The sequence below is a fragment of the Achromobacter sp. D7-1 genome (genome assembly GCF_059760445.1).
In genome coordinates, this window is record NZ_JCBAMT010000019.1 from 38141 (window position 1) to 58646 (window position 20506).

Sequence of the window (20506 nt, forward strand, 5' to 3'; positions counted from 1 at the left end):
GCCGCGGCTTTTTTTCCGCCATGCCGGCCGGCTTTTGCTCACCACGTTTTCCTGGGCTGCTTCCAACGCCGTGACGCTCTATCGCAAAAAGGCGCTTGCCGCGCAACACTCCGTCGGGCTGGGCGACATCGTCCTGATCCGGCCAGTGTCGTTCGCACTGGTCACCGCCGTGCTGGCGGGCTTCGTGCTGACCATCTGCCTGTTTCTTGCGTTCGGCTCGTACACCAAGCGCGCGACCGTGAGCGGCCAGCTGGCGCCCGACACCGGGCTGATCAAGCTCTACGTGCCGCAGGCCGGCATCGTGCTCGAAAGCCGGGTCCAGGAAGGCCAGCATGTTGCTGCTGGCGACGTGCTCTACGTGGTGTCCGGCGATCAACAAAGCGCCCTGGGCGAGACCCAGGAAGCCATCAGCGGCCAGATCCGGCAGCGCGAAGAAAGTCTGAGGCTGGCGCGCCAGAAGACAGTGCTGCTGCAACAGAGCGAGCACGATAGCCAGACCGCCGCCATCGCCAGCCTGAAGGCGCAACTGGCGGCGATGGACAACCAGATCGCGGGGCAGCGCGCCCGCATCAAGTTGGCCGAAGACAGCGCGCACCGCTATCGCGGCCTGATGGAAAAAGGCTATCTCTCCGCCGAGGAAGCCGACCAGAAGCGCGCCGAGCTGCTGGAACAGCGCAATCAGCTGCAAGCGCTGCTGCGCGACCGCATCGGGCTGGCAACCGACCTGTCCAACCGGCAGGCCGCGCTGGCGGATCTGGCGCTGCGGCAGCAGAACCAGCTGGCGCAGCTGGACCGGGACATGGCCGACATCGCCGTGGACTTGACGCGCAGCGAAGCCAGGCGCCGCATCCTGGTCAGCGCGCCTCAGGCCGGCTTCGTCACCGCCGTGACCGCCGCCGCGGGACAGGCCGTGGACAACAAACGGCCCCTGGCCACCATCGTTCCCGACGGCGCCAGGCTGCAGGCCGAGCTGCTGGCGCCCAGCCGCGCGGTGGGATTCGTCGCGCCGGGCGATCGGGTGCTGATGCGATTCGCGGCCTACCCATATCAAACGTTCGGGCAGCAGGCCGGCATCGTCCAGACCGTAACGCGCAGCGCATCGCCGGAATGGCAATTGAATGAAGCCGCCGCAAACAATGGCGTCCAGGAGGATATGTACCGCATCACGGTGTCGCTGGACGCTCCGGCGCGCGGACCGCAAGGGCAGACGCTAGCGCTGCGGCCCGGCATGCGGCTGGAGGCGGACATCCTGCAGCAGACGCGCCGCCTGTACCAATGGGCGTTCGATCCCGCCCAGCGGCTGTCGGGGAAACTGTGAACATGCTCGAACGCCTGACGCTGGGAGTCAAACGGCGGGTGCCCCGGCTCCTGCAGACCGAGGCCGCCGAATGCGGCCTGGCCTGCGTGGGCATGATCGCGGGCTACCACGGCCATCAGCAAAGCCTTGCGACCCTGCGCGGCCGCTTTCCCGTATCGCTGAAGGGCGCGACGCTGGCGACGCTGATCCATGTGGCCAGCCAACTGGGGCTGGCGTCGCGGCCGGTCAAGGTCAGTCTGGGAGCCTTGAGCAAGCTGAAGCTGCCTTGCATCCTGCATTGGGAGTTCAATCACTTCGTGGTACTGACCGCCATCAACGGTCGTTCGGCCACGCTGATCGACCCTGCGTCCGGCACGCGCAGGTGCTCCATCGGCGAACTGTCCGCGTCCTTCACCGGCGTTGCGCTGGAACTATGGCCCACGCCAGACTTCACCGAAGCGCGCGACTACAAGCGCGTGCGGCTGCGCGAACTGACCGGACGGGTATCGGGGTTGGGCGGCGCGTTCTCGCAGGTGCTGCTGCTGGCGCTGGCGCTGGAAATCCTGACCGTGGTCCAGCCGTTCTTCCTGCAATGGGTGGTGGACCATGTCCTGAATACCGGCGATCGCGATCTGCTGACCACGCTGGCGCTGGCCTTCGGCTTGCTGATGATCATGAAACAGCTGACCTCGGTGGCGCGCAGCTGGATGCTGATGGTCATGGGCACCACACTGAACCTGCAATGGCGCACCAACGTATTCACCCATCTGCTGCGCCTGCCCGTCGGCTACTTCGAGAAGCGTCACCTGGGCGACGTGGTGTCGCGCTTCGGCGCCATCGACGCCATACAGCGCACCGTGACGACGTCCTTCCTGGAGGCGGTGCTGGACGGCCTGGTCATGCTGATCACGCTGGTGCTGATGTTCCTGTACAGCCCGCCGCTCGCGTGGATCGCGGTGGGTGCGATGGCGCTGTATGGACTGGCCCGCTGGTCCGGCTATGCGCCGCTGCACTACGCAACCGAAGAGCACATCGTGCACGCGGCCAAGGAGCAATCGCACTTCCTGGAAACCGTACGTGGCGTCAAGGCGATCAAGCTGTTCCAGCACCAGGACGACCGGCGTTCCCGCTGGCTGTCGCTGCTGGTGAACGAAATCAACGCCGACCTGCGCGTGCAGAAGTGGACGTTGTTCTTCCGCACCTTCAATGGCTTGCTGTTCGGCCTGTCCTCCATCGCGATACTCTGGCTGGGCGCGAGGCTGGTGCTGGACGGCCAGTTCACCGTGGGCGCGCTGCTGGCTTTCATCGTCTACAAGACCTTGTTCGACCAGCGCGTGGCGGCCCTGCTGGACAAGCTGGTGGAAGTGAGGATGCTGCGGCTGCAAGGCGAGCGCCTGGCCGATATCGTGCGCGAAGCGCCGGAGCCTGTCGACGAGATGCCGCGCGGACAAGACACGCAAGCGCGCTCGCCCGCGATCGAAGTCCGCAATCTGCGCTTCCGCTATGGGCCGCAAGAGCCGTATGTCCTGGACGGCGTCAGCTTCCGGATCGAACCGGGTGAATCGGTCGCGATCACCGGCCCTTCCGGCGGCGGCAAGACCACCTTGATCAACATCCTGCTGGGCATCCTGGCGCCGACCGATGGCGAAGTGCTGATCGACGGCGTGCCGGCGCGGGGAGCGGGCGCGGCATCCCTGCGGCGCATCGCCGGCACGGTACTGCAGGATGACGTTCTGTTCGCCGGGTCCATCGGCGAGAACATCAGCTTCTTCGATCCGCAGTACGACCCCGAGCGCGCAAGCCGCTGCGCCCGGATCGCCGCGATCCACGACGACATCTGCGCCATGCCCATGGGCTACAACACGCTGGTGGGAGACATGGGCACGGTGCTGTCCGGCGGCCAGAAGCAGCGCGTGCTGCTGGCGCGGGCCTTGTACAAGCAGCCCGCCATCCTGTTCCTGGACGAGGCCACCAGCCATCTGGACCTCGAACGCGAACGGATCGTCAACACGGCAATCGCCAGGCTCGATATGACGCGGGTGATCGTGGCGCACCGCCCCGACACGATTGCGGCGGCCGGACGCGAGATCTCGCTGGTGGCCGGCAAGGTGGCCTGCGATAGCGGGCAGCGGCCTAAACCGGCTTCCCGAACACGCCGCCGCGCCGCGCCACTAGCGTCGCCTGCGTACGATTGAGCACGCCCAGGGTGCCCAGGATGGCCGACACATGCGTCTTGACGGTCTTCTCGGTCATGTTCAGGCGTTCCGATATTTCCTTGTTGCGCAGGCCGTCGCACATCAGGCACAACACCTCGTTCTGGCGCGGCGTCAACGCACGCAGCAAGGCCGCCTCATCCTGACCGCCCGCGAGCAGCGCAGACGAGGAGACGCTGCGATGCGCCGGCTGGGCCTCGCTGACGGCTTCCAGCGCGGCTGCCAGTTCCTGGCAACTGGCGGACTTGTTCAGAAAGCCCTGCGCGCCGGCCTCCAACGCCCGGCGCATGTCCTCCGGATCCTGCGAAGCCGACAGCACCAGTATGCGCAGTTGCGCGCGGCGCTGGCGCAAGCGCTTGAGCAGCTCGGCCCCGGCCATGTCGGGCAGGTAGAAATCCATGATGACGTGCTGGATCGCCGTCTGCCGGTCCAGCGCGTCCAATGCTTCCTGGCCGCTGGCCGCGGGATGGATCGTCATGCCGGGTATGGCCTGGCCCAGCGCCATGACCAGCGCTTCGCGGAACATGGCGTGGTCGTCAACCAATAACACTGCCGTCATTCGGCGTCTCCGGTAAGGGGCACTGCTTTCCTGGCGTACAGCAGGCTCGTCACGTGCTCACGCAGCGCCTGGACTTGCACGGGCTTGTGCAGCAGTGGCACACCGCGAGCGGCGGCTTCGGTCAGCCGCGCCGGGTCGGTGTCGCCGCTGACCAGCAAGGCAGGCAGATCGGGATCGTTGTATTCCTCGCGCAACCGTTCGATCACATGGATGCCGGTTTCGTGTTCGCGCAGCCGGTAATCGGTGACGATCAGGGCAGGCGTTTCGGCCAGCGGCAGCACGCGCTCGAACAGCGCATTGCCACTGGTCGCGGCGATGACGCGGCAGCCCCAGCTTTCGAACAACATGGACAGGCCCGCCAGGTTCTGCGCATCGTCGTCCACCAGCAGCGCCAGCTTGCCGTGCAGGCCGTCTTCGGTTGCAGGCCCCGGAGGCAGCCTCACACCGGCATCGCCGACGGACAGGCCAGCCGCGGCGGGATCCGAAGCCGGCACCGTGACCGTGAAAACCGTGCTGCGGCCTGCTTCCGAGCGCAGCGCCAGTTCGTGGCCCAGCAGCCTGGCGGTGCGGCGCACGATAGCCAGGCCGAGACCCAGGCCCTTGCTGCGGTCGCGCTCGGGATTGGCCAGCTGGTGGAACTCCCAGAAGACCCGCTCCTGCTCGGTCTTCGGGATCCCGGAGCCGTTGTCCCAGACCTCGACGCGCAAGCGATTCCCGACCCGACGGCACCCCACCAGAACGCACCCGCCGTCTGAGTGCACGATGGCATTGCTGATCAGGTTGCGCAGCATGCGTTCCAGCAGCACGGGATCCGAACGCACGCTGGCCGCGCACGGACGTACCCGCAACCGCATGCCTTTCTCACCGGCCTGCGGCGCATACTCGGCCTTCAGCTGGTCCAGCAGCGGCTGCATCCTGAACGTCTCGAAGCGAGGCTCGATGACGCCGGCGTCCAGCCGCGAAAGATTCAGCAAGGCGTCGAACAGATGGCCCATCGCGGACAGCGCACTGGTGATGTTGTCGACCAGATAGCGGCCGTGCCGGGACAAGGGTTCATTGGCCAGCAGGCCCAGGAACAGGTTCACCGCGTGCACGGGCTGGCGCAGGTCGTGGCTGGCCGCCGCCAAAAAACGGGACTTCTCCAGATCGCTGCGTTCGGCGGCTATCTTCTCCTGGCGCACCTGTTCCAGCAGCGCCAGGTTCTCATACCCCAGCCGCAGCGCATCGAGGTGGGTGCGGTTCATGCGATGGATGAAGGCCAGGGTAGCGATCAGGTACGCCAGGCCGCCCGTCACCAGCGCCAGATGAATGGCGGAAGGCTGCGCCGCCAGCGCGATGAACATCGGCGCGAAAGCCGGCACCTCGAACGCGTACATCACCGGCAGCAGCATGTAGTTCGAATAGATGGCGCCCGTGCCCAGCCCGAACAGGATGACGATGAAGAACAGCTGGTATTCCAGCGGCACGAAGAACGTCCAGTAAGCGAAGGGCAGCCCCCACAGAATGCCGGAACAGAGATTCCCGGCCAACATGCGGCGCACCCAGCGCTGCGCCGCCGACGGATCGGCGCGGTGGCGGTCGTACGCCACCACCGCGGCCCAGCGCAGCACGCCCACCATCAGCGTGGCGCCCAGCCACAGCATGATCTCGTGCAGGGGCAGCACGCCGACCAAGGCAAACGCAGAAAAACAGGCGCTGATCAGCGACCCGGCCAGGGCGAACGGAAAGCTTCGGCGCAATGCGTCGACCTGCACCTGACGGATGCGGGCGGCATAGGACGAACTTGGCGGCGTAGAGGCGGAAGTTGGGCCGATGGCGGGCTGCAATTGGGTGGGATGCTACGTGCGAGGGACCTGCCGCTGGAGCAGGCGCGGGTCGAAGCGTGTGCGGATTTTAGTCCTATTGGCGGGCTTCGGCGGGTATCGCGTGAATCTCAAGCGGCCTTGACATTCCCACAGTGGAAAACCTCAGGATTTTCGCCATGGCCCGAGCAAAAGCGCGGCATGGCCGCGCCTCTGTGGCCGGCACTGCGCCCGCGGCGGGCAGACTCATCGGACGCAATCCGACGGCCCGATGTTCGACGACTTGGAGGATAGATCCCGATGAAACTGCCCGCATCCAGACAAGAGCTCCTGCGCAACATCCGCGACCGGCACCGACAGTTCCGCATAGAGACGGCCACCATCCGCGCAAGCCTTTACCGCAAGACGGCAGAGGTGGGACACGCTCATCGCATGCACATCGATGCTGCAACCGTATTGATCGACGTAATTCTCTGGAACACGATGATCCTGCAGTTCGCTGCGGCGGGAACGCGGGAGGCCGGCGCCTCGTATTACAGCCGGGAGGCCATGCTGGAAAGAGTCGGCCGGCTGGCTCATGCATTCCGGCGCGATTTCACCGGCCGTAGTCTTCACGACTTGCATGAGCTGACCAGGCTCGGACAGGAGCGCGTGGTCAGCAGCGTGGAGCTGCATTCGGAAGTGGCCCTCTTCGCGCCCTCGAGCGGAGGAGCCGAAACCCTGGGCGGCCAGCTCCAGATCTTCACGTGCATGGCATACGCCAACGCGCTGTCGAAGTTGCGCGCGTGGAAACAGGTCGTATAGCAGGTATCAACACCGGGCTATCGCTGAGCCCAGCCGCCACCTCAAGACGACTGGCAAAACCCCTGGGGACTAGCGATGCCCCCAGGGGTTCACGCCGCCGGCGGATGCCTAGGCGCCAGCGGGCGACTGCACCGTATGCTCCGACCACCCTCCTCCCAGCGCTTTGTAAAGCCCGATCAAATTGTTCAAGCGGGTCAGGCGTGTCCGCACCAGGATTTGCTGTGCGCCGTATAGCGAGCGATAGGCTTCAAGCAAGGTGAGATAGTCGTCCACGCCTTCCTGAAAGCGCAGCTCTGCCAGCTCGTACGCACTGCGGCTGGCCGCCACCGCCAACTGCTCCGAACGGATCTGGTCGTCGAGCGTGCGCTTACCCGCCAATCCATCGGCCACCTCACGGAACGCCACCTGAATCGCCTTCTCGTAGCTGGCGATTTCGATACGCTTCTGTACATGCGCCACTTCCAGATTGGCCAGCAAGGCGCCGCCCCGGAAAATGGGCAGCGTGATCTGCGGCAGGAAGGTCCAGGCCCGCGACCCGGAATCGAACAAGCCATCCAGGGATGCGCTGGCGGAACCCGCCGAGCCCGTCAGGCTGATCGCCGGCAGAAAGGCCGCGCGCGCAGCGCCAATATTGGCGTTGGCACCACGCAGCATCTGCTCTGCCGCACGGATGTCAGGCCGGCGGACCAGCAAGTCGGATGGCAGCCCGGTCGGCAAATCCGTCGGAACGATACCGTCGGGCAGCGTTGTCGCTTCGTCCAGCTGACTGGACAACGTGGGCGTCAACGGCTGCCCCAGCAGCAGCACCAGGGCATTGCGGTCCTGCGACACTTGCCGGGAGTAAGCGGAGCGGTAGGCTTCCGCGTTGCGCAACGCAATCTCCGCCAGGCGCACATCGAGTTGCGTCGAATTGCCTGCCGCGGCCAGATCGGCCGTCAGATCGTAAGAACGCTTTTGCGTCGCCAGGGTATCTTCCGTCAGACGCAGCAGCTCCTGGTCAGCGCGCAGCGTGAGATACGCATTGGCCACTTCGGAAACCAGGCTCAGTTGCGTGGCGATCCGGGTTTCCTCCAGCGCCAGATAGGAGGCCAGGGCCTGGTCGCTGAGGCTGCGGATGCGGCCCCAGAAATCCAGTTCCCAGGCGGCCGTCACGCCCGCCACGTCGTAGCGTCTGGCGACGTGGCCGGCCTGCGCGGCCCCGAGATCGCCTGGAATGCGCTCGGATGCGCCGCTGGCCGAGACGCTCAGGTTCGGCATCATGGCGGCGCGCTGGATCCGGTACAGCGCCTGCGCCGCCTCGACGTTGAGCGCGGCCCGGCGCATATCCCGGTTGTTGTGCAGCGAAATTTCTATCAATTGCTGCAATAGCGGGTCACGGAAAAAGTCGCGCCAGCCTATGTCGGCCGCAGCCATCGCATCAGGCTGTTGCTGCACGTCCTGAGCATCCGGCGTATAGCTCGCGTCGACGGGAGCTTCCGGGCGTTCGTACTTCGGCGCCAAGGAGCACCCAGTCAACGCGACCGCAAGGACGAGCGGCGCAAGCATGCCGGCGTGCCGGGAACGAGTAAAGCGGTACGTCATGTCGAAATTCCTCCTGGCCATCATGCGTGCTGGTCGCCCGAACGGGCTAAGGCTTGGCGGGCTTCCCGGCGCAGCGCCAGCTTGCGCACGACGACATAGAACACGGGCGTGAGCAGCAGGCCGAACAGTGTCACGCCCACCATGCCCGCAAATACGGCGATACCCATGGCATGGCGCATCTCCGCGCCAGCGCCCGTGGCAAGCACCAGCGGCACCACGCCGGCAATGAACGCGAACGAAGTCATCAGAATGGGGCGCAGGCGCAGACGGGCCGCCTCCAGGACCGCCGCCAGCGGATCGGCGCCCTCTTCTTCCTTGGTGCGGGCAAATTCCACAATCAAGATGGCGTTCTTGGCGGCCAGCCCCACCAGCACCACGAAGCCGATCTGCGTGAAGATGTTGTTGTCTCCACCGGATAGCCAGACGCCACCTATCGCCGAGAGCAACGCCATGGGTGCAATGAGCAGCACGGCGAACGGCAGCGACCAGCTGTTGTATTGGGCTGCGAGGATAAGGAAGGCCAGCAGCACCGCCAGGGGAAAGATGTAAAGCGCCGAATTTCCAGCCTGCTTTTCCTGGTAGACGAGGTCCGTCCACTCATACGCCATACCTTCCGGCAAGGTCTCGCGGACGATGCGTTCTATCGCATCAGTCGCCTGCCCCGAGGAATAGCCCGGCGCGGGGCCGCCGCTGATATCCGCCGACGGAAAGCCGTTGTGGCGGATGACTCTGTCCGGACCGGACCCGCGTGTCAGAGTCACGAACGCGCTCAGCGGAATCATCTCACCGCTGTTGTTCCGCACTTTGAGCATGCCGATGTCATCGGCCTGCATGCGGAACGGCGCGTCGGCCTGCGCCATGACCCGGTAAGTGCGTCCGAAGCGGTTGAAGTCATTGACGTAGAGCGATCCCAGGTTGATCTGCAGGGTCTCGAACACGTCCGTCAGCGACACTCCCAGGGACTTGGCCTTCACGCGATCGACGTCCACCTGCAATTGCGGCGCGTTGGTCTGGAAACTGGCCAGCATGTTTGCCAGTTCGGGAGCCTGCATGGCCTTGGCCATGATCTGACCCTGCGCCTGCATCAGCGCCTCGAACCCCATTCCGGCGCGGTCCTCGATTTGCAGCTTGAAGCCACCCATGGCCCCCAGTCCTGGCACGGGAGGCGGCGGGAAAATGCCCAGGAACCCATCCGGAATCTGGCTGAACTTGCCCATCAGCTTTCCTGCGATGGCGTTGGCGGAAAGCGAAGGGTCCTGGCGCTCATCGAAGGGTTTGAGCATGGCGAACATCAGCGCCGAGTTCGGCACGTTTACCGGACCGTTGACCGAAAGTCCGGGGAAGGCAACCACGCTCTCCACGCCGGGTTCGGCCAGCGCGATCTCGGACATCTGCTTCACGGCCGCCGCCGTCCGGTCGAGCGAAGCGCCGCTGGGCAACTGCGCGATTCCCACCAGGAAATACTTATCCTGGGCCGGCACGAATCCATTCGGCACCTGGTTGAAGCCCAGCCATGTCAGGCCGACAAAGCCGGCGTATAGCAGCAGCACGATGACGCTGCCGCGCACCGCGCGGCGCACGGTGCCGACATACGCGTGCGAGGCGCTGTCGAAGAAGAAGTTGAAGCGCCGGAAGAATCCGCCCAACGCCCTGCCCATAACGCGCGACAACCAGTCGGCCTTGGCAGCGTCTTGGTGCGGCTTGAGCAGGATGGCCGCGAGCGCGGGCGACAGGGTGAGGGAATTGATGGCGGAGAGTATGGTCGAGATGGCGATGGTCAGCGCGAACTGGCGATAGAACTCGCCCTGCAATCCGGAAAGGAACGCCGAAGGAATGAAGACGGCCGCCAGCACCGAGGTGATCGCGATAATCGGTCCCGTCACCTCATCCATGGCCTTGATCGCAGCCTGCCGCGGGGATTCTCCCAGGGCCATGTGCCGCTCCACGTTCTCGACCACCACGATGGCGTCGTCCACCACAATGCCGATCGATAACACCAGGCCGAACAGCGACAAGGTGTTGAGCGAAAAGCCGAACATGTGCATCAGCGCGAAGGTGCCCACCAGCGACACCGGCACGGCCACGAGCGGAATGATGGAGGCCCGCCAGGTCTGCAGGAACAGCACCACCACAATCACCACCAGAATGATGGCCTCCAGCAGCGTGACTGCTACGGATTGCAGCGAGGCGCGCACGAAGACGGTGGGATCATAGGCAATCCGGTACTCCACATCTTGCGGGAAGCTTTGCTGCAGCTCCTGCATCTTGGCACGGACCGCATTGGAAACGTCGATGGCGTTGGCGCCAGGACTCTGGATGATCTGCAGGGCCGGCGCCGACTCGCCATTGAGCAGGCTGCGCAGGGTGTAGGAATCCGCGCCCAAGGACACCCGGGCGACGTCGCGCAGCCGGGTGACCTGGCCATCGGCGCCGGTCTTCACAACGATGTCGCCGAACTGTTCCGTACTCGTCAGGCGGCCCAGGGTATTGACGGTCACCTGGAAGGCGGACGAGGTATCCGGCTGCTGGCCCACGGATCCCGCGGCGACCTGCACGTTTTGCTCTCGAAGGGCCGCGACCACATCGCTGGCGGTCAAGCCGCGCGCGGCAACGCTGGTGGGGTCCAGCCAGACGCGCATGGAGTATTCGCCGGCGCCCCAGACCAGAACGTCGCCGATGCCCGGCAGCCGTGCGAGTTCGTCGCGCACCTGCCGAATGGCGAAGTTCGACAAGTACAGGGGGTCGTAGCGCTTTTCGGGCGAAACGAGGTGTACCACCATCAACACATCGGGTGAGGTCTTCTGCGTCACGACCCCGATGCGCTGCACCTCCTGCGGCAAGCGCGGCAAGGCGCGCGAGACCCGGTTCTGCACCTGGATCTGCGCCATGTCCGGGTCCGTCCCCTGCTTGAACGCGATGGTGAGCACCATCTGGCCGTCGACCGCCATCTGGGAGCTCATGTAAAGCATGCCCTCGACGCCGTTGATCACCTGTTCCAGAGGGGCTGCGACGGTATCGGCGATCACCTGCGGATTGGCGCCGGGATAGCTCGCGGTCACCTGCACCGTGGGCGGCGTGACGGCAGGGTATTCGCTCAGCGGCAGCTGCCAGAAAGCGATGCCGCCCGCCAGCAGCATCAACAGCGACAGGACGATGGCGAAGATCGGCCTGGCAATGAAGAAATGGGGAAACTTCATTGGCGGGTCTCCGTGGAGCCGGCAGCGGCGCCATCGCCCGCATTGCCGGCCTTCTGCGCTGCGATGGCTACCTGTTGCATGGGCACCAGACGAGGCGTGACCGTCATGCCGGGACGCACCAGACCCTTGATGATGATTTTTTCTCCGGCCTGCAAGCCGCTATTGATGATGCGCAGGCCATCCGCCATCTGGCCCAACTCCACCGCGCGGTACTGGGCCTGATGGTCCTGGCCTACAACCAGGACGTAGTTCTTCCCTTGGTCCGTGCCGACCGCCAGGTCATCGACCAGAATGGCCGGGCGCTCAATGCCCGTCGCCAGCCTGGCGCGCGCGAACAGTCCCGGAGCCAGCAGGCCGTCGGGATTCGGCACGACGGCGCGGACGCGGATCGTGCCTGTGCGCCGGTCGATCTGGTTGCCCACGAAGTCGAGCATGCCCTGGTGAGGAAAGCCCCGGTCCGTCGTCAGCGCCACGGCTACCGGCAACGACGGTTTTCCGCCGCGGGAGTCCGGCCGGACCTGTCTCACGGCATTGAGGTAGGTCGCTTCGTCTATATCGAAGTACACATGCACGGGGTCGATCGACACTATCGTCGTCAGCAGGTTTGCCACGCCCGCCGCGCCGCCGTTGACCAGATTTCCCTCGGTCACCAGAACCCGGTCGACACGCCCCGAAATCGGCGCGGTGATGCGTGCGTAGGACAGGTCGAGCCGGGCCGCTGCGACGGCCGCTTTGGCCACCAGAATCTCCGCCTGGCGAGCGTTGCGCGCGGAGACGGCGTCGTCATAGGTCTTGCGCGAAACCGCACCGGTGGCCACCAGTCGCTGGGCGCGGTCGAAGTCACCCTGGGCCTGGCTGGCCAGGGCCTCGGCTTGGCGCAGCTGTGCCGTGGCGGTATCGAGCGCGACCTGAAATGGCCGCGGATCGATCTGAAACAGCTGTTGCCCTTTGCGCACCAGGCTGCCCTCCGGAACGCTGACGGCATCGACCGCCCCGCTTACGCGTGACCGCAATTCAACGGTCTCCGGAGCCGAGAGGTATCCGGTGAAGTCGGTCGATGGCGAGATGACGCGCTGAATCACTTCTGCCACCGGCACCTGTGGCGCCATCGGCGCGGCCACTGCGCCCGTCGGGGCCCCCGTCTTGCTTTCATCTCCGGAGGACTCGCCGGCCGCTAACGCAATGGTTCCGGCCGCCGCGATGGCTCCTGCCGTCACAACAATTCTGAATTTTCGACGCATCGACTTACCCCTTCTGTACAGCAGGGCTTCGGCCCTTCCGAAGCTTCTCTGCAGCAATTCGGCAAGGCTAGGCATTACAACAACGGGAAGGTCAAGCCCACGCTTGCAGGCGCTTCAGGCTATTGACCTTGCAATCGTTGGAAGGAATAGATTTGGGCCGTTGTCTGAAGACCGGAAGGCATCTTGATGCCGTCCCATACCAACCTGAAGTACTCGGAACAATCATGCAGAACCTCTCTCACGATGAACCTCAATCCCACGCGATGGGGCCTGCGATGACGGCTGCGCTCATCGAGGGAGCCGCGACATGAGCGGCAAAACAGTGGATATCCGGCAGGCGCGAACCCGACTGCCGCTTCTGGACGGACAGACCATACTCGAGGCGGCTCTGCAGCATGACGTTGCCTATCCGCACGGCTGTCGTTCCGGCCGCTGCGGAAGCTGCAAATCCCGCCTGATTGAAGGCGAGGCGGAAATGCTGCCGCACTCGCGCTACGCGTTGACGGACGAAGAAAAGGCCCGCGGCTACGTTCTGGCGTGCCGCGCGGTGCCGAAAACCGATGTGGCGGTGGCCTGGCTCGGGACCGACGACTTGGCGGCCGCCGCGCCCGTCCAGCATCTGGAAGGGTTTGTCGTTTCCATGGACGAACTGACGCACGACATCAGGCGCGTCAGGATTCGGCCAGACGGAACGGACGCCTTGGCGTTCGCCGCCGGGCAATATGCCGACATTACATTCGGCCAGTCGCCGGCACGCAGCTACTCAATGGCCAACAGGCCGGGCGATTCCGAACTGGAATTCCACATCCGCCGGGTTCAGGGCGGGGTCACGTCGGGCTATGTCCACACCGCGCTGCAGCCTGGCGAACGCGTCACACTCCGCGCTCCGCTCGGGTCCTCGCATCTACGCCAACAGCATTCCGGACCGATGCTTTGCATCGCCGGCGGATCGGGATTGGCTCCCATCAACTCAATCGTCGAAACCGCGCTCGCGCACGGCATGAGGCAGCCGATACACGTCTACTTCGGCGCGCGCATGGCACGGGATCTTTATTTCGTCGAGCATTTCCAGGAACTGGCTCGCCGCCACGCCAACCTGAGCTTTGTGCCGGTGTTGTCCGAAACGCAGGCGGCGCAATACCGGACGGGCGTCGTCACGCAAGCGGTCGGAGAAGACTTGGCGGACCTCAACAATTGGAAAACCTATGTCGCCGGCCCGCCAGCGATGATGGAGGCAGCCATGGCGCTCGCATTCGAGCGCGGCCTGAACGTCCAGGACATGCACGCCGACGTCTTTTTTACGCCACAGTAGCCCGGTCTCCCGCCAGGCCCCGCAGCAGCGGACACGCTTGACCTTCCCACGTTGGCAAGCCTCAGGCTTCCCTCATGCCCCCCTCCCCATGAGCAAGGAGACTTCCATGAACATCGGCGAAGCGTCCAAGACATCCAAGGTCTCGGCAAAGATGATCCGCTACTACGAGCAGATCGGCCTGATACCCGCGGCGCAGCGGACCACGTCCGGCTACCGCGCCTACAACCGGATCGACATCCACCGGCTCCACTTCATCCGCCGCGCCCGCAATCTGGGCTTTTCGGTGGTCGAAACCAAGGATCTGCTGGGCCTGTGGCACGACCAATCGCGCCAAAGCGCGGACGTCAAGCGCGTGGCGCAGGAACACCTGGCCGAACTGGACCGGCGCATCGAAAGCATGCGGCAAATGGCCGAGACGCTCAAGACGCTGATCCGATGCTGCGCGGGCGACGAGCGGTCCAACTGCCCCATCCTGCATACCCTTGAGCAGCCCGACGACAGAGAGCCGGAGCCTGCCGCGCGCAGCGGCGCGGTGCAGCGGCGCTTTCGCAGCGGCAGGCCGGAGAAACCCGCGTCAACTTGCTGAGAACCTGGAATCAGATATGCCCAAAATCACCGTTCTTCCGCATGCCGAACTGGCGCCTGAAGGCGCCGTGCTGGAGGTGCGGGCCGGCACCACGATCTGCGAAGCCTTGCTGGCCAACGGCATTGAAATAGAACATGCATGCGACATGAGCAGCGCCTGCACGACTTGCCACTGCATCGTGCGCAAGGGCTTTGAATCCTTGAACGAAGCCAACGAGAGCGAGGAGGATCTGCTCGACCGGGCCTGGGGGCTGGAAGCGCAATCCCGCCTGAGCTGTCAGGCCATCGTGGCCGAAGTGGACCTTACCGTCGCCATTCCCAAGTACACGATCAACCATGCCAAGGAGGAGCATTAGGGTCTGGCTAGGGTGTCAGGGATTTCGGCCAATGAGCCTCGCGTCCTATCGGCCTCCCGCCTCATACATGTCCCACGCCTGCCCGGCGCTGGCGTTGTCGTGGATCATGGCCATCAGTGCCCGCACCACTGACGACGGATCGGCATGCTGGTAGACATTCCGGCCGTACACCAGCCCCACGGCGCCTTCATCCAGCAACTCGCGCGACCGCTCGAAGACCTGCCGCAAGTCCTCCCGGCCGCCGCCGCGCACCAGCACGGGGCAGCGCGCCGCCTGCACCACGCGATGGAAATCGCGCGTGGCAGTCGTGGGGTCGGCCTTGACGATGTCGGCGCCCATTTCGCGCGCCAGCCTCACCAACGTGACGATCTTCTCGGCGTCGCCATCGACCATATAGCCGCCGCGCGCGGAGTGTGGCGCCATGACCAGGGGTTCGATCATCAGCGGCATGCCGTAGCGGTCGCAGTCCGCGCGCACGCGGGCGATGTTGGCGACGCACTGGCGGAACAGGTCGGGTTCGTCCGGCAGCATGAACAAGTTGACCACCACGCAGGCCGCGTCCATCTGGACGGCGGGCAGCACCGGGTCTTGTTCGTTCTGCAGCACGGCCCACATCACGCGATGGGTGGTGGCGTTGTAGGGATTGCCCATGTCCAGGCGCATGACCAGCGCGGGCTTGTCCCGGCCGGGGCGTTGTTGCAGCAGGTCGGCCTGGCCGTAGTTCAGCTGGATGGCGTCGGGGCGCGCCGCCGCCAGCTGTTCCATCACGGCCGGCATGTCCTCCAACCCCGACAGAAAGCCGGGTTCATTGCAAACGCCGTGATCGACGGCGATATCCAGGCAGCGGCCGTTGCTCAGCAGCCGGTTCAGGCGCGCTTCTTTTCTGTACAGCATGGGGACTCCTTGTTCAATCCAGTGTTTGCAGGTGGCGCCCGGCCGCCTGGTCGATGACGGCAAGGTCTTCAGGCGAGAGCGCCAGCGCGGCGGCGGCGGCGTTCTGCGTGGCCTGCTGTGGCGTGCGTGCGCCACAGAGCGCCACGGTCACGCCGCCTGGCCGGGTGGTCCAGGCGATCATCAGCTGCGAAGCCGAGCAGTCCAGCCGCTGGCGCAGGGGCTCCAGTTCCGCGAAGAAGCCTTGCAGGCGGCCACGGTTGGCGACGCTGAAGCGGGGGTTGCCAGCGCGCTGATCGTCGCCGGTAAAGCGGCGGCCGGGGTCGATGGGGCCGGCCAACAGACCGAGCGCCAGCGAGGAATACCCGAGGATGCCGACGTTGTGGTTGCGGCACAGCGGCATCAGCGTCGATTCGATTTCGCGGTCGATCAGGCTGTAGCGTTCCTGGATGGCGTCGACCGGGCCGTGGCGCAAGTACTCGGCCAGAGTGCCGGAATCCACGTTGCTGACGCCGATGGCGCGGATCTTTCCTTGCCGCTTCAGATCCAGCAAGGCGTCCATGGTCTCGGCGACGGGCGTACCGGCGTCTTGCCAGTGGGTGATGTAGAGGTCGATGTAATCCGTCTGCAGGCGCGCCAGGCTTTGTTCCACTTCATGGAAGATGGAGGCGCGGCCCAGGTGGCGATGCACGGCCTGGCCGTCCTCGTCGAAGAAATGTTCGCCTTGGCGCGTGTGCCAGACCAGTCCGCATTTGGTGGCGATGACCGCTTGCTGGCGGCGCCCCTTGAGCGCCTGGCCGACCAGGCTTTCGGCGTGCCCCAGGCCATAAGCGGGTGCGGTGTCGATAAGCCGCACGCCCGCGTCGACGGATGCCTGGATGGCGGCAATGGCGGCAGCGTCGTCCGCGCCGCCCCACATCCAGCCGCCCATGGCCCAGGTGCCCAGGCCGACGGATTCGCAAGCGATGCCGGACGCGCCCAGTGTTGTAGTCTTCATCGGGAACCCTTTCTGACGTTCATGAGATGGTCAACGGTGACGGCGGCCAGCAGGATCAGCCCCTTGACGACGTCTTGCCAGTAGGGCGACACGTCCAGCAGGATGAGCGAGCTGGTGACGACCGACAACAAGGCCAGGCCCAGCACCGCACCCAGCACGGTGCCCGAGCCGCCTTTGAGGCTGGCGCCGCCGATTACCACCGCCGCGATGACATTGAGCTCCATGCCCACGCCGAAGTTGGGCGTGGCGGCGCCGAAACGAGCCGTGTAGACCACGCCGGCAACCCCGGCCAGGGTCGAGCACAGCACCGTGACCCAGAACTTCACGCGTCCGGTGCGGATGCCGGCATAGAGCGCGGCCTTTTCATTGCTGCCGGTGTAGAACACCTTGCGCAACAGGGCCGCGCGGCGCAATGCGAAGTCGCTGACGATGACGATGACGGCGAAGATCAGGATGACGGCGGGAATGCCGCCGATGGATCCCTGGCCGATGAACTTGAATTGCGGCGGCAGCGAGAACAACGATTGCGGCGTGCCTTGGGTGATTGCCAGGCACAGACCGCGCACGATCACCATGAACGCCAGCGACGCGATGAAATGGCTGAGGCCGATGCGTGTGACGCAGCCGCCGATGAGCGCGCCCACCATCGTGCACACGGCGATCGCAGCCAGGCTGGCGGTCCATGGGTCCAGTCCCATCAGGAAGAGCTTGCCGGTAATGACCATGGCCAGGCAGACCACCGAGCCCACCGACAGATCGATGCCGCCGACAATGACCAGGATGGTCATGCCGACCACCACGATGCCTTCGATGGAAAACGACAGCAGCATGGCGCGCACGTTTTCCCAGGTCAGGAAATGCGGCGACGCGAAGCTCATCACCACGCACAGCGCGGCGATGATCAGCAGCAGCCCCGCTTCGCGGAAGCTGCCCAGCCGCCGCCCCAGGCGGGGACCAGGCGGCAGGCTGGCGGCGGGAGGCGGCAGGACCGCTTCCGCCGCGGGGTGGGATTTCAGGTCGCTCATCATGTCGCCTCCTGGGCGGACAGGCCCGAGGCCAGCCGCAGCAGTCTTTCTTCCGTCATGTCGCTTGCCGCCAGTTCGCCGGCGAGCCTGCCATTGCGTATGACCAGGGCCCGGTCGCACAGGCCGATGATCTCCGGTAGTTCGGACGAGATCACCACCACGCCCACGCCCTGGTTGGCCAGCTCGCGCAGGAGGTGATGGATCTCGGACTTGGCGCCGACATCCACGCCGCGCGTGGGTTCGTCCATCAGCAGCACCGAGGGGCGGGTGGCCAGCAGTTTGGCGATGGCCACTTTTTGCTGGTTGCCGCCCGACAGGCAGCTGGCGTCGATAGCCACGCCGTCGGACTTGAGCTTGAGCCGTGCGCCCAGTTCGACCGCCAGGCTGCGTTCCGCTGCCCGCTTGAGCAGGCCGAAGCGCGAACTGATGCGGCCCAGCGCCATGGAGGACACACTCTGTTCGATCGGCATGTCCAGAAACAGGCCGGCTGCCTTGCGGTCTTCGCTCAGGTAGGCAATGCCGTGGCGCAGGGCGTCGGCATAGCGGCGCAGCCGCAGAGGCCGGCCCCGCAGCCGCACCGCGCCGCGCCGCGCGCGCCGCAGGCCGCACACGGTTTCGGCCAGTTCGCTGCGGCCCGCGCCCATCAGGCCGGAGATGCCCAGGATTTCGCCCCGGCGCAGCGTGAACGAAATGCCGTGGACATTCGCGCCATCGGCGATGTCCTCCACTTCCAGCAGAACCTCGGCAGGCGCATCGCCAGCGGCTTGCCGGGGCGGGTAATAGTTGCCCAGGTCGCGTCCCACCATGCAACGCACCAGCGCGTCTGGAGAGAGCGCCGCGATATCGGCGCTGTGCACGTCGCGGCCGTCGCGCAGCACCGTGACGCGGTCGCAGTGCTCGAAGATCTCGGCCATGCGGTGGCTGATGTAGACAATGCCGATGCCTTGGGCTTTCAGGTCGTGCAACACACGGAACAGCGCCACGGACTCGACTTCGGTCAGCGCGGCCGTGGGTTCGTCCAGGATCAGCACCTTGCAGTCCAGCGTCAAGGCGCGGGCGATCTCGACCAGCTGCTGGCTGGATATGCCCAGCGCATCCACCCGCAAGCCCGGGTCGATGTCCTGGCCCAGCCGCCGTAGCACGCCGGCAGCGCGCTGGTTCAGGCTGGCATAGTCCATCCAGGCCTGCGCGCCGGCGCTGATCGCGGGCATGAAAATGTTCTCGGCCACGGTGGCGTCGCCGCACAGCGCGATTTCCTGGTGGACCAGGCCGATGCCCAGGCGCATGGCGTGGGCCGGCCCATTGATGACCACGCGCTCGCCTTCCAGATAGATGTCGCCGCTGTCCGGCTGGTGGATGCCGTCGATGATCTTCATCAACGTCGACTTGCCGGCGCCGTTCTCGCCGCACAAGGCATGGATTTCGCCCCGGCGCAGCGTGAAACGCACGTCGGCCAGGGCCTTGGACGCGCCGAACTGCTTGCTGATGCCCTGCAGTTCCAGCAGCGCTGCGGTCGCGTTCATTCGTTGATGCCCTTGGTGCCGCGACGCGCCAGGTACTTGTCCCAATAAAAGTCGTCGGCGTTCGCCTTGCTGACGATGGACAGGCCGTTGTCCAGGAACGGCACCGCCATCGGGTTGGTGCCGTTGCGCTTGGCGTCGTTCATCGGGTCGATCAGTTGCTGGTTGCGGGCCAGGAACAGCAGCATCATCCCCATGTAGCCCTGCACGCCCTGGTTCGGGTTGACGGAACCAAAGACCTCACCAGACTTGATCATGTCCAGGATCTTGGCGTTCACGTCGCAGCACAAGACCTTGATGTTCTTCTTGGTTTCGATCGATGCCTGTGCCGCGCCCAGCGCCGAATTGGCTTCGGGCATGAACAGGGCGCCCAGGCCGGGGTTGGCCTGGGCCAGGCTCAGCGTGGCCTGGTAGGCCTTGTTCGGGTCCTGGTTGCTGGCCGCGCGGCCCACCAGCTTCATCCCGGGATGCTGGGTCTTCATGCGGTTTATGAAGGCGGCGACGCGGCGGTCATGGTTGTCCTGGCCGGGATTTTCCAGCACCGCGTATTCGCCCTTGCCGTTGAGCGCGGCCGCGATGGCATCGGCCGCCTGCGCGCCTTCGCGGTCATTGTCGGACGTGACAAAGGACACGCGCTTGGAATTCGGAGAGTCAGCCGCAAAGGTCACCACCGGGATGCCCATGGCCGCGGCGCGGTTGATGGGTTCGATGAAGGGGTCGGGATTCATGGGGTGCAGCAGGATGCCGGCCGGCTTGCGCGCCAGTTCCTGCTCGAACGAGGCCAGCTGCTTGTTGACGTCATATTCGGGCGTGCCCGAATAGCGGGTGCGCACGCCGAGCGAATGGCCCAGCTGCTTCATCATTTCGTAGACAGGGAACCAGTACTCCACCCCGGACACCATCACGTTCATCACGTAGACGTCGTTCGCGTTGCCGCGCAGCCCGGGGGCTTGCGGAGCGTTCTGCGCAAAGGCGTTGGCTCCCGCCAGGCTGGCGCCCGCCGCCGCTACGGTCTTCAAGAAATCTCGTCTCATGTTCCGCTCCTTTTTTTCGCAAAGATCCAAGAACCCTGGAGCCCTCGGTGCCTGTAGTTCAACCTGTCTGGGTCGAATCGTTGTTATGACAT

Annotated in this window: 16 protein-coding genes; 6 read left to right on the plus strand and 10 right to left on the minus strand. The window is 65.2% G+C overall.

Going from position 1 to position 20506, the window contains the following annotated elements; translation table 11 throughout:
- Positions 1–34: 34 nt before the first annotated feature.
- Together AC6LKD_RS10925 and AC6LKD_RS10930 are read left to right on the plus strand one after the other, a co-directional pair.
- Positions 35–1318: an HlyD family secretion protein gene (locus AC6LKD_RS10925; protein WP_498116198.1), complete on the plus strand. Its 1284-nt coding sequence runs from the start codon at positions 35–37 to the stop codon at positions 1316–1318.
- A complete protein-coding gene (locus AC6LKD_RS10930; protein ID WP_498116200.1) occupies positions 1315–3492 on the plus strand; it encodes a peptidase domain-containing ABC transporter in 2178 nt (725 codons plus the stop codon). The genes AC6LKD_RS10925 and AC6LKD_RS10930 overlap by 4 nt, the downstream gene beginning before the upstream one ends.
- On the opposite strand, the gene AC6LKD_RS10935 is transcribed toward AC6LKD_RS10930, so the two are convergent.
- Together AC6LKD_RS10935 and AC6LKD_RS10940 are read right to left on the minus strand one after the other, a co-directional pair.
- Positions 3431–4069 (minus strand): response regulator transcription factor, encoded by a 639-nt coding sequence (locus AC6LKD_RS10935; RefSeq protein WP_498116201.1) that lies wholly within the window; start codon positions 4067–4069, stop codon positions 3431–3433. The two genes, AC6LKD_RS10930 and AC6LKD_RS10935, sit on opposite strands and share 62 nt — an antisense overlap.
- Positions 4066–5895 (minus strand): ATP-binding response regulator, encoded by a 1830-nt coding sequence (locus tag AC6LKD_RS10940; RefSeq protein ID WP_498116203.1) that lies wholly within the window; start codon positions 5893–5895, stop codon positions 4066–4068. The genes AC6LKD_RS10935 and AC6LKD_RS10940 overlap by 4 nt, the downstream gene beginning before the upstream one ends.
- A 276-nt stretch (positions 5896–6171) precedes the next feature.
- Here AC6LKD_RS10940 and AC6LKD_RS10945 point away from each other — a divergent pair, with 276 nt between their 5' ends.
- On the plus strand, positions 6172–6675 hold the full coding sequence (locus tag AC6LKD_RS10945) for a ClbS/DfsB family four-helix bundle protein (RefSeq protein ID WP_498116204.1): 504 nt from the start codon (positions 6172–6174) through the stop codon (positions 6673–6675).
- A 108-nt stretch (positions 6676–6783) separates the two neighbouring features.
- Here AC6LKD_RS10945 and AC6LKD_RS10950 read toward each other — a convergent pair whose 3' ends face one another.
- The 3 genes from AC6LKD_RS10950 to AC6LKD_RS10960 are packed head-to-tail and all read right to left on the minus strand — an operon-like array spanning position 6784 to position 12694.
- Positions 6784–8256, minus strand: coding sequence for an efflux transporter outer membrane subunit (locus AC6LKD_RS10950; protein WP_498116205.1), 1473 nt, complete (start codon positions 8254–8256; stop codon positions 6784–6786).
- Between the two features lie 20 nt (positions 8257–8276).
- A complete protein-coding gene (locus AC6LKD_RS10955; RefSeq protein ID WP_498116206.1) occupies positions 8277–11453 on the minus strand; it encodes an efflux RND transporter permease subunit in 3177 nt (1058 codons plus the stop codon).
- Positions 11450–12694 carry an efflux RND transporter periplasmic adaptor subunit gene (locus AC6LKD_RS10960; RefSeq protein WP_207469029.1) on the minus strand — a complete coding sequence of 415 codons (1245 nt, stop codon included), beginning with the start codon at positions 12692–12694 and terminating at the stop codon, positions 11450–11452. Before AC6LKD_RS10960 ends, AC6LKD_RS10955 begins: the two co-directional genes overlap by 4 nt.
- Positions 12695–13001: 307 nt before the next feature.
- Here AC6LKD_RS10960 and AC6LKD_RS10965 point away from each other — a divergent pair, with 307 nt between their 5' ends.
- The 3 genes from AC6LKD_RS10965 (at position 13002) to fdx (ending at position 14947) form a co-directional block, all read left to right on the plus strand.
- Positions 13002–14006 carry a 2Fe-2S iron-sulfur cluster-binding protein gene (locus AC6LKD_RS10965; protein WP_492275894.1) on the plus strand — a complete coding sequence of 335 codons (1005 nt, stop codon included), beginning with the start codon at positions 13002–13004 and terminating at the stop codon, positions 14004–14006.
- A 106-nt stretch (positions 14007–14112) separates the two neighbouring features.
- Positions 14113–14592, plus strand: a complete 480-nt coding sequence (gene cueR, locus AC6LKD_RS10970) for a Cu(I)-responsive transcriptional regulator (protein ID WP_498116207.1) — start codon at positions 14113–14115, stop codon at positions 14590–14592.
- A gap of 16 nt (positions 14593–14608) precedes the next feature.
- A complete protein-coding gene (gene fdx, locus AC6LKD_RS10975; protein WP_498116208.1) occupies positions 14609–14947 on the plus strand; it encodes an ISC system 2Fe-2S type ferredoxin in 339 nt (112 codons plus the stop codon).
- 45 nt (positions 14948–14992) lie between these two features.
- On the opposite strand, the gene AC6LKD_RS10980 is transcribed toward fdx, so the two are convergent.
- Genes AC6LKD_RS10980 through AC6LKD_RS11000 form a run of 5 tightly spaced genes read right to left on the minus strand, consistent with a single transcriptional unit; the run spans position 14993 to position 20414 of the window.
- Positions 14993–15841 (minus strand): class I fructose-bisphosphate aldolase, encoded by an 849-nt coding sequence (locus AC6LKD_RS10980; RefSeq protein ID WP_013391182.1) that lies wholly within the window; start codon positions 15839–15841, stop codon positions 14993–14995.
- Positions 15842–15854: 13 nt separating this feature from the next.
- Positions 15855–16835, minus strand: coding sequence for an aldo/keto reductase (locus AC6LKD_RS10985; protein ID WP_498116209.1), 981 nt, complete (start codon positions 16833–16835; stop codon positions 15855–15857).
- On the minus strand, positions 16832–17863 hold the full coding sequence (locus tag AC6LKD_RS10990) for an ABC transporter permease (protein ID WP_492275891.1): 1032 nt from the start codon (positions 17861–17863) through the stop codon (positions 16832–16834). The genes AC6LKD_RS10985 and AC6LKD_RS10990 overlap by 4 nt, the downstream gene beginning before the upstream one ends.
- Entirely contained in the window at positions 17860–19383 is a 1524-nt protein-coding gene (locus tag AC6LKD_RS10995) for a sugar ABC transporter ATP-binding protein (protein WP_013391179.1), read from the minus strand. The genes AC6LKD_RS10990 and AC6LKD_RS10995 overlap by 4 nt, the downstream gene beginning before the upstream one ends.
- Complete coding sequence (locus AC6LKD_RS11000) at positions 19380–20414, minus strand: substrate-binding domain-containing protein (RefSeq protein WP_498116211.1); 1035 nt, start codon at positions 20412–20414, stop codon at positions 19380–19382. The genes AC6LKD_RS10995 and AC6LKD_RS11000 overlap by 4 nt, the downstream gene beginning before the upstream one ends.
- Positions 20415–20506 lie beyond the last annotated feature (92 nt).